This window comes from Longimicrobium terrae (assembly GCF_014202995.1).
GTDB lineage: Bacteria > Gemmatimonadota > Gemmatimonadetes > Longimicrobiales > Longimicrobiaceae > Longimicrobium > Longimicrobium terrae.
The window spans coordinates 60,773-76,495 of sequence record NZ_JACHIA010000019.1; the positions used below are offsets into that span (position 1 = coordinate 60,773).

The 15,723-nt window shown below is 69.0% G+C and carries 14 protein-coding genes and 1 pseudogene; 3 read left to right on the forward strand and 12 right to left on the reverse strand.

The window, feature by feature from the left end:
• The first annotated feature begins 272 nt into the window (after positions 1–272).
• Entirely contained in the window at positions 273–761 is a 489-nt protein-coding gene (locus HNQ61_RS22290; protein ID WP_170037057.1) for a GreA/GreB family elongation factor, read from the forward strand.
• A gap of 82 nt (positions 762–843) precedes the next feature.
• On the opposite strand, the gene HNQ61_RS22295 is transcribed toward HNQ61_RS22290, so the two are convergent.
• Positions 844–1,332 (reverse strand): DUF6174 domain-containing protein, encoded by a 489-nt coding sequence (locus tag HNQ61_RS22295; RefSeq protein WP_170037060.1) that lies wholly within the window; start codon positions 1,330–1,332, stop codon positions 844–846.
• Between the two features lie 96 nt (positions 1,333–1,428).
• A complete protein-coding gene (locus HNQ61_RS22300; RefSeq protein WP_170037063.1) occupies positions 1,429–1,935 on the reverse strand; it encodes a secretin N-terminal domain-containing protein in 507 nt (168 codons plus the stop codon).
• Positions 1,936–2,321: 386 nt separating this feature from the next.
• Here HNQ61_RS22300 and HNQ61_RS22305 point away from each other — a divergent pair, with 386 nt between their 5' ends.
• Both HNQ61_RS22305 and HNQ61_RS22310 read left to right on the forward strand, forming a co-directional pair.
• Entirely contained in the window at positions 2,322–2,759 is a 438-nt protein-coding gene (locus tag HNQ61_RS22305) for a hypothetical protein (RefSeq protein ID WP_170037066.1), read from the forward strand.
• A gap of 141 nt (positions 2,760–2,900) precedes the next feature.
• Entirely contained in the window at positions 2,901–3,479 is a 579-nt protein-coding gene (locus HNQ61_RS22310) for a hypothetical protein (protein ID WP_170037069.1), read from the forward strand.
• Between the two features lie 232 nt (positions 3,480–3,711).
• On the opposite strand, the gene HNQ61_RS22315 is transcribed toward HNQ61_RS22310, so the two are convergent.
• From HNQ61_RS22315 to kdsB, 10 genes and pseudogenes are all read right to left on the reverse strand, one after another.
• A complete protein-coding gene (locus HNQ61_RS22315) occupies positions 3,712–4,710 on the reverse strand; it encodes a glycosyltransferase (RefSeq protein ID WP_170037072.1) in 999 nt (332 codons plus the stop codon).
• Positions 4,711–4,724: 14 nt separating this feature from the next.
• Positions 4,725–6,218 carry an RNA polymerase factor sigma-54 gene (gene rpoN / locus HNQ61_RS22320; protein WP_170037074.1) on the reverse strand — a complete coding sequence of 498 codons (1,494 nt, stop codon included), beginning with the start codon at positions 6,216–6,218 and terminating at the stop codon, positions 4,725–4,727.
• 413 nt (positions 6,219–6,631) lie between these two features.
• A pseudogene (gene lptB / locus HNQ61_RS29910) lies at positions 6,632–7,351 on the reverse strand (LPS export ABC transporter ATP-binding protein); the annotation flags it as partial.
• 668 nt (positions 7,352–8,019) lie between these two features.
• The gene (locus HNQ61_RS22330; protein WP_170037076.1) at positions 8,020–9,615 is read right to left on the reverse strand and encodes an LptA/OstA family protein; all 1,596 of its coding nucleotides are present in this window, start codon (positions 9,613–9,615) and stop codon (positions 8,020–8,022) included.
• A complete protein-coding gene (gene lptC, locus HNQ61_RS22335; protein ID WP_170037078.1) occupies positions 9,615–10,190 on the reverse strand; it encodes an LPS export ABC transporter periplasmic protein LptC in 576 nt (191 codons plus the stop codon). Before lptC ends, HNQ61_RS22330 begins: the two co-directional genes overlap by 1 nt.
• A complete protein-coding gene (locus HNQ61_RS22340) occupies positions 10,187–11,191 on the reverse strand; it encodes a KpsF/GutQ family sugar-phosphate isomerase (RefSeq protein WP_205761879.1) in 1,005 nt (334 codons plus the stop codon). The genes lptC and HNQ61_RS22340 overlap by 4 nt, the downstream gene beginning before the upstream one ends.
• Positions 11,188–11,760: an HAD hydrolase family protein gene (locus tag HNQ61_RS22345; protein WP_170037081.1), complete on the reverse strand. Its 573-nt coding sequence runs from the start codon at positions 11,758–11,760 to the stop codon at positions 11,188–11,190. Before HNQ61_RS22345 ends, HNQ61_RS22340 begins: the two co-directional genes overlap by 4 nt.
• On the reverse strand, positions 11,753–12,601 hold the full coding sequence (gene kdsA, locus HNQ61_RS22350) for a 3-deoxy-8-phosphooctulonate synthase (RefSeq protein ID WP_338088145.1): 849 nt from the start codon (positions 12,599–12,601) through the stop codon (positions 11,753–11,755). Before kdsA ends, HNQ61_RS22345 begins: the two co-directional genes overlap by 8 nt.
• Positions 12,602–12,647: 46 nt before the next feature.
• Complete coding sequence (locus tag HNQ61_RS22355; protein ID WP_170037086.1) at positions 12,648–14,330, reverse strand: CTP synthase; 1,683 nt, start codon at positions 14,328–14,330, stop codon at positions 12,648–12,650.
• Positions 14,331–14,335: 5 nt separating this feature from the next.
• Complete coding sequence (gene kdsB, locus HNQ61_RS22360; RefSeq protein WP_420816136.1) at positions 14,336–15,163, reverse strand: 3-deoxy-manno-octulosonate cytidylyltransferase; 828 nt, start codon at positions 15,161–15,163, stop codon at positions 14,336–14,338.
• Positions 15,164–15,723: the final 560 nt, after the last annotated feature.

The following is a 15,723-nucleotide window of genomic DNA, read 5'->3' on the forward strand; positions in this document are numbered from 1 at the left end:
CCGGTGAGGAACGTATCTCAGCGGGCCTCAGGATGACGCCTGCGGGCGGGGGCGTCCGGTGAGGAACATAGTCTCAGCGGGCCTCAGGATGGCGATTCCGGGCGGCGGGGACGCCCTGGCTCCGTTGCGGCGGAATCCGGCTGTCCCGCGGGGGAGCCGCATCAACCGCCTTCTTTACCGCCGCCCGAATCGCCTACCCATGGCGCGTTCCGCGACGGTCCGGTTACATTCGTGGTTTGCCTGAATCAGAACGGACGAGGACTGGAACGGACATGCTGGACGACCTCAAGAACAAGCTCGGCGAAGAAATCGAGCGCCTGACGCACGAGCTGCAGGTGATCATCCCCGAGGCGATCAAGAAGGCCGTGGAGCACGGCGACCTTCGCGAAAACTCGGAGTACAAGAGCGCCCTCGAGCGCCAGCAGTTCATCTCGGCCCGCCTCAATCACCTCACGCAGCGCGCCGGCGAACTGTCCAAGATCGACCTGTCGCAGATTCCGGTCGACCGCGTGGGCTTCGGGTCGCGCGTGCGCGTGGTGGACATGCGCACCAAGGAAGAGGAAACCTACACGCTGGCCTTTGGCGATTTCATCGACAAGGACAACCTGGACAGCGGGCAGATTTCCATGGCCTCGGCGCTGGGACAGCAGCTGATGGGCAAGCAGAAGGGCGACAAGGTCAGCATCCAGCTGCCGCGCGGCGAGCGCAAGCTGCACATCAAGGAAGTGGTTACGCTTTCCCAGATGGTGGAAAAGAGCTGAACCGCCCCTCATCCGCCCATGACGGAAAGAGCCCCGGACCTCCATGCGAGGTCCGGGGCTCTCTGCATTCCGTGGAGGACCGTCAGCGCAGGACGGTGAGGCCGCTGTAGCTGTACTGCGTGCCCGCGTCGTTGGCCAGCGTGCCGATGATGGCCGTCGTGGGATACCCGTGCGTGGCGTCAAACGTGGCCTGCGCCGGCGTGCCTTCGCGCAGTGCACTGCCGAGCTGCGTGAACATGGCGTCGATGGATGGCCGCCAATCCCACTCCTCGCGGGGGGCGTCGGCGCCGGTTTCCGTCACCTTTACCGACGTGACCACGCCGTTGCGCACTTCGATGTCCACCGGCTCGCGGCCGCGGCAGAAGCAGGAGCGCTCCACGTGAACGCGGTAGCTGGTGATGTTGGCGGCGCGCCAGCGGGCGCGAGCCTGGTCCAGCGACGACTGGGTGGCCGCGGGAACCACGCCCGGCTCGGCGGCGGTGCCGGGTTCAGCGCCGGTGCCGGGCTGCATGGCGGGCGTGCAGGCCGCCAGCGAACAAGCGATCAGGAACAGCGATGCGCGATGGATCATGGGTCTCTGGATGGGGAAAACGATCGTGTGTACGTCGCCGGTGTAACGCGCGAGAGCCGTGCCCGCTGACAGCCGCCGCTCATCGCCCCCGCCGGATCAGCCGTGGCCGATCAGTTCAATGACGCGGGCGATGACGTCTTCCGTATCGGTGATGACGACGGCGTTGGCCGCCTCGCTCGCCATCACGGCGCCGCGATCGCTGAGCATGGGCGTTACGACGCGCGCGACGTCCGCCGCGGGGATGTAGCGGATGCGGATGGCGCGGCTCACCAGTGGCGCCACGGCTTCGGAGGCGGCGATCTGCGCGGCGGGGTCCACGCGCAGCATGCCCGGGGCGATCTCGCGCACGTCGTAGCCGTACGCGCGCAGCAGCGTGCGCATGGCCGTATCCCACGGCTGGTTGCGCACCTCCGCCGTAATCCTTCCCGTCACGCCCGATCCCACGATCACCGAGTTGCCGCTGAACTCGGCGAACGCGCGAACGACGTCGTGCGCCTCGGCCTCGCGGAACGAGACGCTGATGCGCCGCGCGGCGGACTGTGACGCCGCGGGCGAGGCCAGCAGTGGAACCGCGAGCGTGATGGCGAGCAGGAGTCGACGCATGGATGCCGGTCCGGACTGCGGGGAGCGGGCGAGTGACGGATCTCAATCTAACACAACGGCTTGCGTACAACATCCATCAAAACGCACGGCGACGCATCAGCCGATCAACCCTCTCATCCCTCTTCAAGGGAACCCCGGCGCCCCTCTGCTGCTCGAGACCCGAGCCGCCCTCTGCCCTGCTCCGTCCCCCGCGACCTCCGCGACCTCGCGCGCAGCGCCCCCGCAGTTTACCGCGCATGCCCACGAGTGGAAGCGCGAGGTCGGCGCTGATTTCTGCGTCATGCCGTGCCGGAACGTGCCTTGCACTCCACCGCGCCCGACGAGCGCCCGCGGAGGGCGCCGCGGCCGGTGACGAGCAGGCCCGCAACTCCCGACAGGAGCGCATGATGGAAAACAACGACCGCACCAACGTGGACGGACACCCGGAAGTCGCCGCGCAGGACCGCCTGAACATGCAGCCCGGCCGCCTGGAGGACATCGAGAACGCCTCCGCGTACGCCAACCGCATCGGCCAGACCGACGTCACCGGCGAGCGGCCGGCCAGCAGCCAGGGCGAGCAGATGCACGACCGCGACGACATGTCGGCGCGCGAGGGCATGGCCGACCTGACCGGCAACCCCGTGGAGCGCGGTGAGCGCCAGGCCGGTACCGGCGGCGGCGCGGACCGCGTCACGCCGGGCGAGGACATCGGCAGCGGCATTCGCGCCAAGCCGGCGGACGGCGTTCAGGACAACGACGGCCGCGTGAGCCGGGGCGAGGACATCGGCAACGGGGTGCGTGCCCGCGGCGCCGACGAGCAGGATCCCGGCAACCCGCTGGTGTAGTCCGCCCACGCGGAAGATGAACGAGAGCCGCGGACCTACGGGTCCGCGGCTCTTTCCGTTCCGCCCGCCGCCGCGCATCATGTGGATCCGGCTCGACCGGCTCCCCGTCGACTGCAACCATCAGCAATGGACCGCTGAACCATGGACTTCCGCGCACTTCCCCAGTTCAATCTCTCGGAGAGCAGCCCCACCGCGCATCTCTTTCTCGACCTGGACATCGCGGACTTCCACCGCGCCGCGCGTCACGTATCCACCCTGCCCTTTGTGGACGGAACGGAGCGGGAGGACTGGGAGGAGCGCGTGCTGGATGGACAGGGGACGCGCGCCGCCGCCCACGCACTCGTCGCCCGCTTGGCCGCCGAGCACGGCGTGCCGGTGGAACTGATGCTGGGCGTCTACGAGATGAACGAGGCCAACACCCCGGCCGCGGACGATGTTCTGCGGCGCTTCGGGATGACGGCGGTGCTGGACGCCGACTGCCATCTGCGCTACGGCGGCGAGCGGCTTCTGCTCACTCCCGGCGTGTCCGTGGAGAACCGGGTCTTCCTTCATGAGGCGCCGATAAGCCCGGATCAGATCGGCGCGTACAAGCTCGTGGTCTACCAGCGCTTCCTCTGGGATTGGACCCTCGCGCGTGGTCTGGAACTCGGCAGGGCGTGGGAGGTGCGGCAGGCGTGCGTGGCCGCTCTGGCGGAGGCGTCCAGGAGCGTCGGTATCTGATACGGATCGTCGAAAGTCGAGCCGGGATCTGTGCTTTTGCAGGTGAAGCCTCACAGCAGTACTGTGAGGCTTTCCGCCGCTGGTGCGGCAACTTCAGTTGCTCCAGCAGGCAGCCGGCGCAGGCATGGATTGTCTCCGATCCACGTGACGAGAAAACGCCCGCCACCGGAAACTCGGTAGCGGGCGTTCTTCATTGGACGAACGGGCCAACACACGGACGACGATGCCTGGGCTACACGCCCCTGCCCTGCCGCCGCAGGTCGTCCAGCTCCGCGCGCAGGGTGGCGATCAGCTCGGCCATGAAGCCGAAGCCGAACAGCACCACGCCCACCGTCTCCAGCAGCACCACCAGCGTAAGCAGCGGGCGGAAGCCGAACGGCGGCATCCACTCGCCGATGCGCAGAACCACCGTCAGCAGGCCCACCAGCAGCCCGGCGAGGATGAGCAGCAGCCCGCCCCCGCCAAAAAACTGCATGGGCTTTTCGCTGAACTTCAGGTAAAACCACACGACCACCAGGTCGCCCACGCCCACCAGGACGCGGCTGCGGCCGGAGTACTTGGCGACGCCGGCGCGCCGCGGATACAGCTCGATGTCGATTTCCGACACCGTGTACCCGCGCGCGTGCGCCAGCACCACAAAAAAGCGGTGCCAGTCGTGGCGCAGAGGGATCTCCCGCAGGATCTCCGTGCGGAACGCCTTCATGCTGTTCAGGTCGCGCACCGGCACGGCGAACAGCGTCTGCGACAGGCGGTTGTACACGGACGACACGCCGCGCTTTTCGTAGTTGCCCACCTTGCGGCCGGTGACGATGTCCCAGCCCTCGGCCAGCTTCTCAAGAAACCGCGGAATCTCGTCCGGCGAATGCTGCAGGTCCGCGTCGAACAAGACCACGTACTCGCTTTCCGCCGCGTGCGCGCCGGTCACCATCGCCTCGGTCTTGCCCTGGTTGCGGCGGTGGCGAAGGATCTTTACGCGCGCCATCCCCGCGCTTTCGCGCAGGGCGGCCTCGTACGTCCCGTCCTTCGACCCGTCATCCACCAGAATGATCTCGCCGCCCAGGCCGTGGCGGTGAAACATCTCGCGCAGCTCGTGAAAGAGCGCGGGGATGTTGTCCACCTCGTCAAAGGCGGGGATCAGGACGGCGAAGTCCGTGCGGAGCGCGTCGGGAATGACGGGAAGGCGCAGAGCCCCGCCGGTGACGGCGGGGCTCACGGGTGTGGACTGGAGCACGGTCTGGTCCGGGCTCACACGCGCTTGCGCATGCGCGCCGACAGCACGCCCAGCTGGTCGCGGTACTTGGCCACCGTGCGCCGCGCGATCTGGATGCCGTCGTCCTTGAGGATGTTGACGATGGCCTGGTCCGTAAGCGGGTGCGCGGGATCCTCGTCCGACACCAGCTTCTCGATCTGCGCCTTGATGCCGCGCGCGCTCACGTCCTCGCCGCTCGTGGTGCTCAGGCCCGACGAGAAGAAGAACTTGAGGGGGAACACGCCGCGCGGCGTCTGCACGAACTTTTCGTTCGTCACGCGCGACACGGTGGATTCGTGCATGTCGATGACCTCGGCCACCTCGCGCAGGGTCAGCGGCTTCAGGTACTGCACGCCCTTGTCAAAGAAGTCGCGCTGACGGTCCACGATGAAGTTCATCACCTTCAGCATGGTCTGCCGGCGCTGCTCGATCGCCTGGATCATCCAGTTGGCCGAGTTCAGCTTGTTGCTGATGAACTCCTTGTTTTCGCCGACGAACTTCTTCTTGTCCTTGGCGATGTCGCGGTACGCGCGCGACAGCTTGAGGCGCGGCAGGCTGGTGTCGTTCAGGAACACCAGGTACTCGCCCTCGATCTTTTCCACGATCAGGTCGGGGATGATGTAGTTGTCGCCCCCGGACGAGTACTTGAGCCCCGGCTTGGGATCCAGCTTGGCCACCTCGTCCGCCGCGTCCTGCACGTCGCGCGGGGTGATCGACAGCTCCTTGCTGATCTCGCTCCAGCGGTGGTTGATCAGCTGGTCGAAGTAGTCGCGCACGATGCGGTACGCCAGGCTGTCGGCCAGGCGGCGGTCCACCTCGGCCGGCTCCGGCTCCGTTTCGCCCGTTTCGCTGATCAGCTCCTGCAGCGCGCTGTCGCGAAGCTGCAGCAGGATGCACTCGCGCAGGTCGCGCGCGGCGATGCCGGCCGGGTCGAACGCCTGGATGGTGCGAAGCATCTGCTCCACCTCGTCCATGGCGTAGGGCCGCACCCCGTCGAACTCCTCGTTCAGCCGCACGAAGTCGTTCAGCGTGGTGAGGATCTCTTCCAGGTTGCAGACCAGGTAGCCTTCATCGCTGATGTTGCCGATGATCTCCTCGCCCAGCAGCAGCTCGCGCTCGGACAGGCGCAGCAGCGTGAGCTGGTCGTGCAGGTGGTCGCCAAGGTCCTTGGTGTCCACCGACACGGGCTCGTAGTACTCGCGCTCCTCGTACTCTTCGCGGCGGCCGCCGGTCTCAAAACCGTTCAGGAGGATTTCCTCCCAGTCGATCTCGTCGTCCTCGGTCTTTTCCTTTTCCTCCTTTTCCTGCTTCACCTCTTCCTCGGCGTCCGGCTCCACGAGGTCCAGGAAGGGGTTGTTGAGCAGCTCCTGCTTCAGGTGCTGCTGCAGGTCCAGCAGGGGCATGTAGAGCAGATCCATCGCCTGGTACAGGCGAGGATTGATCTTCATTTCCTGCTTGAGCGTCGTTCCCTGGTAAAGACCCGTCTTCATACCGCTTCGTCCTGTTGTGGATTCCGCGTGCCGCCCTGCGAGTTCCCGGGCCAGCGCTCATCATGCGCGGAGCGGGGCCCGGCCGTCTGCGGATCCGGCCCATCGTGCGGCGCCGCCGAGTGCGGCCCGTGGTCATCGTGTGCGGCCGCGGCGGCGCCCGCGGGCACCCCTGCGTCCGTTTCCCGCGCCGCGTCCCGGGCAGCCGGCCCCGTCGCGTATTCCTCGTCCAGCCCCGGATGCGCCGTCTGCGGCCTCACCCCGGGCATTCCATCCATCTCCGGCACCGCCGGTCCGTCATCCACCGGGTCCCCGCCGTCGTCCCACGCCGCGTCCAGCTGCACCGGCAGCGGCTCCGGCGCGCGGCTCAGCGCGGGATTGGGGTAGCGCTCGCGCATGCGGGCCGCGAGCGTGGGGCCCAGGTACAGCTCCGAAACTTCCTCGTTCCACACCAGCTCCGACACCGTTCCCGACACCCGCACGCGCCCGTCGTACATGATGTAGGCGCGGTCCACGATGTCCAGCGTCTGCTCCACGTTGTGGTCGCTGATGAGGACGCCGATGCCGCGGCGGCGCAGATCGCTCACGATCTGCTGAATGTCGTGCACGGCGATGGGGTCCACGCCGGCGAACGGCTCGTCCAGCAGCATGAACTTGGGGTTTCCCACCAGCGCGCGGGTAATCTCCAGCCGCCGCCGCTCGCCGCCGGACAGGGCGTACGCGCGGCTCTTTCGCACGTGCTTGATGGAGAGCTCGTCCAGCAGCTGCTCCAGCCGCTTCTTCCGTTCGGCGCGCGGGATCTTCATGGTCTGCAGGATGGCCATCACGTTGTCTTCCACGGTCAGCTTGCGGAAGATGGACGGCTCCTGCGCCAGGTAGCCGATGCCGGCCCGGGCGCGCTTGTACATGGGCACGCGGGTAAGCTCGCGCTGGCCCACGAACACCTTGCCTTTGTCGGGGCGGATGAGGCCCACCATCATGTAGAAGCTGGTGGTCTTGCCCGCGCCGTTGGGCCCCAGCAGCCCCACGATTTCGCCCTGCGCCACATGCAGGTCCACCTCGTTCACCACGCGGCGCTTGCGGTAGACCTTTACCAGCCCCGTGGCCGTCAGCGTGGCGCCGCCCGGCACCAGCATGGGTTCGCGGCTGAACGTGGGCTCGGCCGCGGCCGCTCTCTCCGGCTGCGCATCCATCGTGGCGGCAACCGGCTGATCCGCATCCGCCACCGGCCATGACGGCGCGATCGGCGAAGTATCCGGAGCCGCGTCGTTCGATGAGGGGATCGATCCGCTCATCGCCGCGGCCGCTGTCGTTCCGGTCGGCAGAAATGCGGTCGACGGCGTTCCGGTCGACGCGGCTGTCATCGTCGATTGCGACGAAGACGCGGGGCTGAGGATCTGGCCGATGCGCGCGTCCAGCCGGGCGAGAACGCCGGCCTGGTCGTCCGCGACTTCGCCCGCGGCGCGAGGCGTCAGGCGCACGGCGGCCCAGCGGACGGAATCCGCGTCCAACTCCGGCGTGTCGTCTCCCGGCGGCGGCGGCTCCAGAATGCCGCGTTCCACCAGCGCACGGACGATGTGCTCGTCCAGGTAGCGCATGGTTTCCGACGCGGGAAAGTTCTCCGGATGCCCCGCCCCGCCGGGCTGCCCCGCGTACCAGCGGCGATACTCCTCGTGCACGCCGGTGAGCCACGCGGCGCGCTCGATCATTCCGCCGTCGTTGACGTGGTCCACCAGCGCGCGGACGGCGATCAGCGTGGAAAGGTCCGCGGCGCCGGTGTCCTGCACCAGCCGGTCGAAGCCCGTCACGGTTTCACCCCGGTCGCGGGCCGCCGTACGGGAGACGTGCCCGCGGGCGTCGCGGGCGCGCCCAGGACGCGGGGAGCCGGACGCTGCGCCGGCTGCGCGGGGCTCACGGCCGGCGCGGGCGTGCGCGCGGGCGCGGCGGGACGGCCGGCGGCCGCGCTGTCACCCTCGGTGGCGCCGCGAGCCACGGCGGCGGAGTCGCGCCCGGCGCTGTCCGCGCGTTCCGGCGCGGGGTCCAGGTACACGCCGCGCTTCAGGCCGCGCACGGTGGCCACGTCCACCTCGCCCCCGGCGAACGCCAGGTCGATGGTGTCGCCGATCAGGTAGTTGATGGGCAGCTTTCCATCCGCCCTGCGCTGCACCTGCCCCGTGCTGTCCCGCCCCGGCTGCATGCGGTACAGCGACCTCGCGCTCCCCATCGCCAGCATCCGTTCCAGTTCCGCGTTCTGCGTCGTGTCCCGGCCCGCCGGCCGCTGTCCGGCCGGGGCGGAGTCGCGCCCCGCCGTGGCCGAGTCGCGAAAGAATCCGATGATCGTATCGGCGAAGAGCAGGTCGCGCTCGCCCAGCGCCAGCCCCGCCACCGTGTCGGCCGCGCCCACCGCGTCCGCCGGGCCGGGACCCACGACTTTGAGCGTATCCCACGCCTGCCCGTTGGCCGTGCCGATGGCGCGCACCTGCCGCAGCCGCTGGCCGGGCGTCAGCGCCTCCAGCGAGTCGGCCTCCATGCGGAACCCGCGCGCCAGCGCCACCGAGCGCCCCGACGATGTCGGCGTGCGGCCGGAGACGAGCCGCTGCAGCGAATCGCGCTGAAAGTACAGCTGCAGCTGCGGCCCGGTAATGCGCATGCGCTCCTGCACCAGCCGCGCGTTGCCCCGGCTCAGCACCTGCTGCAGCGCGCCCTGCGCCAGCCGCGTCTCGATGAAGTCGCCCGTCAGTTCGTACTGCTCGCCCTTGGCCCACGCGTCGCGGCGAAGCTCCATGCGCTCGGCCGTGGCGTCGTAGTAGGCTTCCTGCGCCCGGGCGTTCAGCGTCTTGCCGGTGATGACGACGTTGCCCTCCGCCGTGACGAACTTTTCGCCCACGGTGGTGATGCGGTCGCCGTCCACCTCCATGGGGTCGCGCCCGGCGCCGCTGCGGGGCACCACCGTCAGGTGCGGCCGCTCGGTGGCGATGGCCTGCGCCTCCGGACGCCCCGCGGCGGCGCGGAAGTACTCCAGGTTGGGCCCGCGCAGCGTCGATCCGCGCGCCTTGTCGGTAAAGACGACGTTGCCCGTGGCGTACAGCCGGCCGCTGGTGCCGTTGTAGGTGGCGTAGTCCGAAGTCAGCGAGCGGCCCGGGTCCTGGTAGTCCACCCGGCCGAACATGTGCGTCTCGTTGATGGCCTCGAAGATCACCGCGCTGTCGGCGCGCAGTTCTTCGCCGTTGGCGCACCGCACCAGCAGCGGGCCGCCCGCGTTCAGCACGCGCTGGCCCTCGGCGCCGGTGCTGGTCCAGTTGCCCTGCTGGTAGACCAGGCTGCACACGTTCTGCGCCTGCGCGCAAACGGGAAGCGCGGCCGCGGCCAGGAGTGCGAGGGCGGAAAGAATGCGCCGCATCAGAAGCTTCCCGCCCCGGCGTTCACCTGCACGCCGCTGGCCTTGCCGCCCCTGCCCTGCACGTTGGTAAAGCGGGTGTCGGAGTTGAAGCCCTGGCTGGTAAACACGCGTCCGGCTTCTTCGACGATGGTTTCGCGCTCGCTCCACACCCGGTCGCCGCGCTGGTCGTAGTGCAGTTCCTCGCTGCGGATGGTGCGCGTTTCCCCCTTGGGATTGCGGGTGACGAGCACCACGTTGCCGCGGGCGATCATCACCTGCGTCGATTCGTCGTATTCGCCCGTCTTGGACGTCAGCTTGCCGGGATTCTTACCTTCCTTGTCGTAGAAGGTAAGCTTTACCCCGCGCAGTTCGGTCACCCGCGTATTGGGCCGCTGGTACGCGGTGTCGCCGAACAGGTCCGCCTTCAGGATGCCGGCGTCGCTCAGCTTCAGGTTCAGCCCGTACGTGCGCTGCGTGCCGTCCACGTCCGCCGCCGGGACGGCGGGCGCGGCGGGGCCGTCCGGGCCGCACGCGGCCAGAACGGGAATCAGCGCCAGCACACAGGTGACGAACCGGATCGTGCGAATTTCCCTCAAACCGCCCCCGCCCGCATCAGGTCGTGAAGGTGCACCATTCCGCGCAGCCGCCCGTCGCCATCAACGACGGGAAGCGCCATCACGCCGAACCGCTCCATCACGCCCACGGCTGCGGCGGCGAGCTGGTCGGGTTCGGCGGTGCGCGGAGTGCGAGTCATGACTTGGGATACGGCGATGGAGAAGAAGTGTTCCTCCCGCTCCATCAGCCGGGTCAGGTCGCCCGAGGTCAGCACGCCCTCCAGCCGCCCCTCCGCGTCCACCACGGCGACGGTCCCGCGCCGCTCGGCGAGGGGGACGATGGCCTGCCGCATCGTGGCGTCCGCGGCGAGGACGGGCAGATCCCCCGTCGCCATCACGTCCTGCACGCGCAGCAGAAGCCGTCGTCCCAGCGCGCCGCCCGGGTGCACACGGGCGAAATCGTCGCGCCCGAACCCGCGGCGAAGGAGGAGCGCCACGGCCAGCGCGTCGCCCATCACCAGCGCCGCCGTGGTGGACGACGTGGGCGTAAGGTCATGCGGGCACGCCTCTTCCGCCACGGAGCAGTCCAGCACGAACTCCGCGTAGCGGGCCAGCCCGCTCTCCGGCCGGCCGGTGAGGGCGATGGTCCTCACGTTCAGCCGGGTGAGGAACTCCATCAGCCCGCGCAGCTCTTCGCTTTCGCCGCTCTTGCTCAGCAGGATGGCGACGTCGCCCGCGCCCACGATCCCCAGGTCCCCGTGCAGGGCTTCCACGGGATGGAGAAAGCTGGCCGGCGTGCCCGTGCTGGTGAGCATCGCCGCGATCTTGCGGCCGATGATCCCGCTCTTGCCGACGCCGGAGACGATTACGCGGCCGGTGGCGGAAAGGATGGCCTCCATGGCGCCGGCGAAGTCGTCCCCGATGCGCGATTCCAGCGCGGAGACGGCCTGCGCCTCCGTACGGATGACGCCACGGGCGCGCTCCAGCGCCTCGTCCACGCCCAGCGCGCCGGTGCCGCGGACGGCCTCCGCCAGCGAAGTCACAGCCCGGCCTCGCGGTCGCTCACGTACGCCTCTACCCGCTCCGCCCACTCGCCGCGCGCGGTCAGCAGCGCCTCGGCGAACTCGCGCACGGCGCCGCGCCCGCCCTCCTTCGTCGCCCGCCACGATGCGCAGGCCCGCGCGTCCGGCGTGGCGTTGCCCACGACGGCCGGGAGCCCCACCCGGCGCAGGATGGGCAGGTCCGGCAGGTCGTCGCCCACGAAGGCGGCTTCCGTCCAGTCCATTCCGTTGCGCTCCAGCATCTCCGTGACGATGCGCAGCTTGGCGGCCTTCTTGTCCTGATGCACCTCATCCAGATCCAGCTCGGCCCCGCGCAGGCGCACCGCGTGCGATTCGCGCCCGGTGACGATGGAGACGATGATCCCCGCCTCCTTGAGCAGGCGGATCCCCAGACCGTCCTGGATGTCGAAGCGCTTCAGTTCCACCGGCTCGCCGCTCTCCGTGGCGCCCAGGTAGACGCCGCCGTCCGTCATCACGCCATCGACGTCCAGGATGACGATGCGGATGCGGCGCGCCACTTCCGCCGGAATCGGCTGCACGGAATCAGACACGGGGCGCCTCCATTCCCATCGCGGCGCGCAGGGCCAGCACTTCCTCCACCAGCGGCCGCAGGCGGTCCAGCGGCAGCATGTTGGTGGTGTCCGACAGCCCCTTGGCCGGCTCCGGGTGCGTCTCCAGAAAGAGCGCATCCGCCCCGGCCACCACCGCCGCGCGGACGAGCGAGGGGATGAAGCGCGGCTCGCCGCCGCTGATTCCCCCGCCCTCTCCCGGGCGCTGCACCGAGTGCGTGCCGTCAAAGATGGCCGGCGCGTCGCACGCCTCGCGCATCAGCGCGAACGAGCGCATGTCGACGACGAGATTCCCGTAGCCGAAGAACGTCCCGCGCTCCGTCGTGGCGACGGCGGGCGACCCCGCGCCGCGCACCTTGGCGACGGCGCCGCGCATTTCGTGCGGCGCCATCCACTGCCCCTTCTTGACGTTGACCGGCTTTCCCGTCGCGCCCGCGGCCACCAGCAGGTCCGTCTGGCGGCAGAGGAACGCGGGAATCTGCAGCACGTCCACGATCTCCGCGGCCGCCGCGCAGTGCTCTGGCAGGTGGACGTCGGTGATCAGCGGCAGCCCGGTGGCTTCCTGCACGCGCTGCAGCTTGCGCAGCCCTTCGTGCACGCCCGGCCCGCGCGGCGAACCGGGGGACGAGCGGTTGGCCTTGTCGAACGAGGCCTTGTAGATGATCGGCAGCTTGAGGTCGTCCGAAAGCCGGGCCAGCGCCTCGCCGATCCGCAGGTTCAGCTCGTCCGATTCAACGACGCACGGACCCGCGATCAGAAAGAAGCCGCCGTCCGGCTGAAACAGCCGATCGACCGCGCGCGTGGCGGAAAGCGTATCGCTCACGCGATCACCCCCGCACTCACGCACACCGCACTCACGCACTTGCCGTTCACGCGTTCACCTCGGCCGCAGGCTCCGAAGCGGCCTGCGCGCGGAGATCGATCGTCGTCTGCTCCGCGCCGTTGCGGCGCGCCATCGCCGCTTCCACGAACGAGGCAAAGAGCGGGTGCGGCTGGTCCGGGCGCGACTTGAGCTCCGGGTGCGCCTGCGTGGCCACGAACCACGGATGGTCCGGCAGCTCGATCATCTCCACCAAGTTCCCGTCCGGCGACGTGCCGCTGATCAGCATCCCCGCCTCCTGCAGCTGCGGGCGGTAGGCGTTGTTGACCTCGTAGCGGTGGCGGTGGCGCTCGCTGATTTCGCTGCCGCCGTAGATCTGCGCCGAGCGCGATCCGGGAACGAGGCGGGCCGTATACGCGCCCAGCCGCTGCGTGCCGCCCAGGTCCGTCACCTGCCGCTGGCTGTCCATCAGGCAGATCACCGGATCGCTGGTGTCGCGCTCCCACTCCGCCGAGTGCGCGTGCTCCAGCCCGCACACGCTGCGGCTGAACTCGATGATGGCCGTCTGCAGGCCCAGGCAGATGCCAAAGAAGGGCAGCCCGTTCTCGCGCGCCCAGCCGATGGCGGCCAGCATCCCTTCCACCCCGCGCACCCCGAATCCGCCGGGGATGAGCAGGCCGTGGTACTGCGACAGCTTCTCGGCGGACTGGCCGTTCTCAAAGTCTTCCGACGACAGCCAGTCGATCTGCACCTTGACGTCGTTGGCGATGCCGCCGTGGTACAGCGACTCCTGCACGCTCTTGTAGCTGTCCACCAGCGCCACGTATTTGCCGACGACGGCGATGCGGACGGTTCCGTTGCGCGGCCGCTTCACCCGCTCCACCAGCTGCTCCCACGAAGCCAGGTCCGGCTTGGGCGTGTTCTGCAAGCCCAGCTTGGCGCACACCTGCTCGTCCAGCCGCTGGCGGCGGTAGTCCAGCGGCACCTCGTAGATGCTGTCCACGTCGCGCGCCTCGATCACGCTCGCCACGTCCACGTTGGTGAACAGGGCGATCTTGCGGCGCATCTCCGGCGGAATGGGGTGCTCGCTGCGGCAGATGAGGATGTCGGGCTGAATGCCGATCTCCATCAACTCGCGCACCGAGTGCTGCGTGGGCTTGGTCTTGAGTTCGCCCGCCGCGGCGATGTACGGAATGAGCGTAAGGTGGATGAACAGCGTGTGCTCGCGACCCACCTCCTGCCGGTACTGGCGGATCGCTTCCAGGAACGGAAGCGATTCGATGTCGCCCACCGTGCCGCCGATTTCCGTGATGACGACGTCGTGGTTGGGCGCCAGGCGGCGGATGGCCGTCTTGATGGCGTCGGTGATGTGCGGAATCACCTGCACCGTGGCGCCCAGGTACTCGCCGCGGCGCTCCTTCTGAATGACTTCCTGGTAGATGCGGCCCGTGGTGATGGAATTCGCCACGGACAGCGACTCGCCCACGAAGCGCTCGTAGTGCCCCAGGTCCAGGTCCGTTTCCGCGCCGTCGTCGGTGACGAACACCTCGCCGTGCTGAAACGGGGACAGGGTGCCCGGATCCACGTTGATGTATGGATCGAACTTCTGGATGGTCACGCGAAGGCCGCGCGCCACCAGCAGCCGTCCGATGCTGGCCGCGGCGATCCCCTTGCCCAGCGACGACACCACGCCGCCGGTGACGAAGATGTACTTGGTGGGGGTCGTGTTCATGGCCGTCATGCCGATGCCTCTGCGAAATCGGGTGTGGTCGCCTGCAGGATGCGTTCGGCGCGCGCCGCGTCGGCGGGGGTGTCTACCCCGCCCTCGGCCGGCGCGCCCACCGCAACGCCAATGCGCAGCCCGGCCGCCAGGGGCCTGAGCTGCTCCAGCTTTTCTGCCTGCTCCAGCGGGGACTCGGCGAGCGAGACCCAGCGCAGCAGCGCATCCCGGCGATAGCTGTAGATGCCAACGTGGCGCAGAAAGAGCCCGCGGCCGAAATCGTCCGGCCCGGGCTCCGCGTCGCGGACGGCGGGCACGGGCGCGCGGGAAAAGTACAGCGCCGCGCCGTCGTCCGCCCGCACCACCTTTACGATGGACGGCTCGCGCCATTCCTCCACCGTGCGGATGGGCGTGGCCACCGTCCCCGCGTCCCATCCCTGCTGGACGAGGTCGATGGCGGCGCGCAGGTGGTCGCCGCTGACGAACGGCTCGTCGCCCTGCACGTTGACGACGGTGCCGAACTTCTCGTATTCCGCCATCCGCGCGACCTCGGCCACGCGGTCCGTGCCCGAGGGGTGGTCCGCCTGCGTCATGACCGCCTGCCCGCCGCACGCACGCACCGCGTCCGCCACCTGTTCACTGTCCGTGGCCACGACCACGGCGTCGAAAAGGGCGAACTGCGCCACGCGGCGCCATACCCATTCAATGAGGGGGCGGCCCGCGAGAAGGTGGAGCGGTTTGCTGGGAAGACGCTGCGAAGACAGCCGGGCTGGAATGACGCCGAGAACGCCGGCAGTCAGGGTGCCCGTGATGGGGAAGTCGGGTGCCGAGCTTGCAATAATCACGCCACGCAAGTTAGCACTCGCGTGGCGTGGGGACAAGAGGGGAGCGTGCAATCGGTGGGAATCCGCGTTGCGGCAAGGTGGCCGCTGGGCCGTGTGGCCGGTTCCGCTCTCCGGCTCCGCGTCTCCGTCCCGGTGGATCGGATCGCGCGCGGCGCGCTTTCGACAGGCTCTCGTGGCGTGATTGGAAAGGTATGTCGGATACCTTCCGAGCGCGAGGGTTGTGATGCGGATCGGGATGATCGTGCGGGTCGCGGACATCCGTCCGGCGGTTGAAACCGCGCCTCGTACGACACGAAGTCCGCCTCCGTGGACTGCACGCCGGCTCGGCCGCGGGACGCGGAATTCGTTGCGACACCACCCATCAACACGAACGACGCGATCGGCGCCAGGCGTGGACCGCCCCGTGACGCCGAACCATCCGCCGCAGTCCGCGCAGGCGGACTTCGTGTTTTTCGAGGTGCGGTTTCAACCGCCGGATGGATGGCAGCCGGCCGAGCGGGCTTTTTCTTCGGAGAGTGTGGCGCGCCGGCGGGCACCCCTCTCCCCCCGGCCCCCTCTCT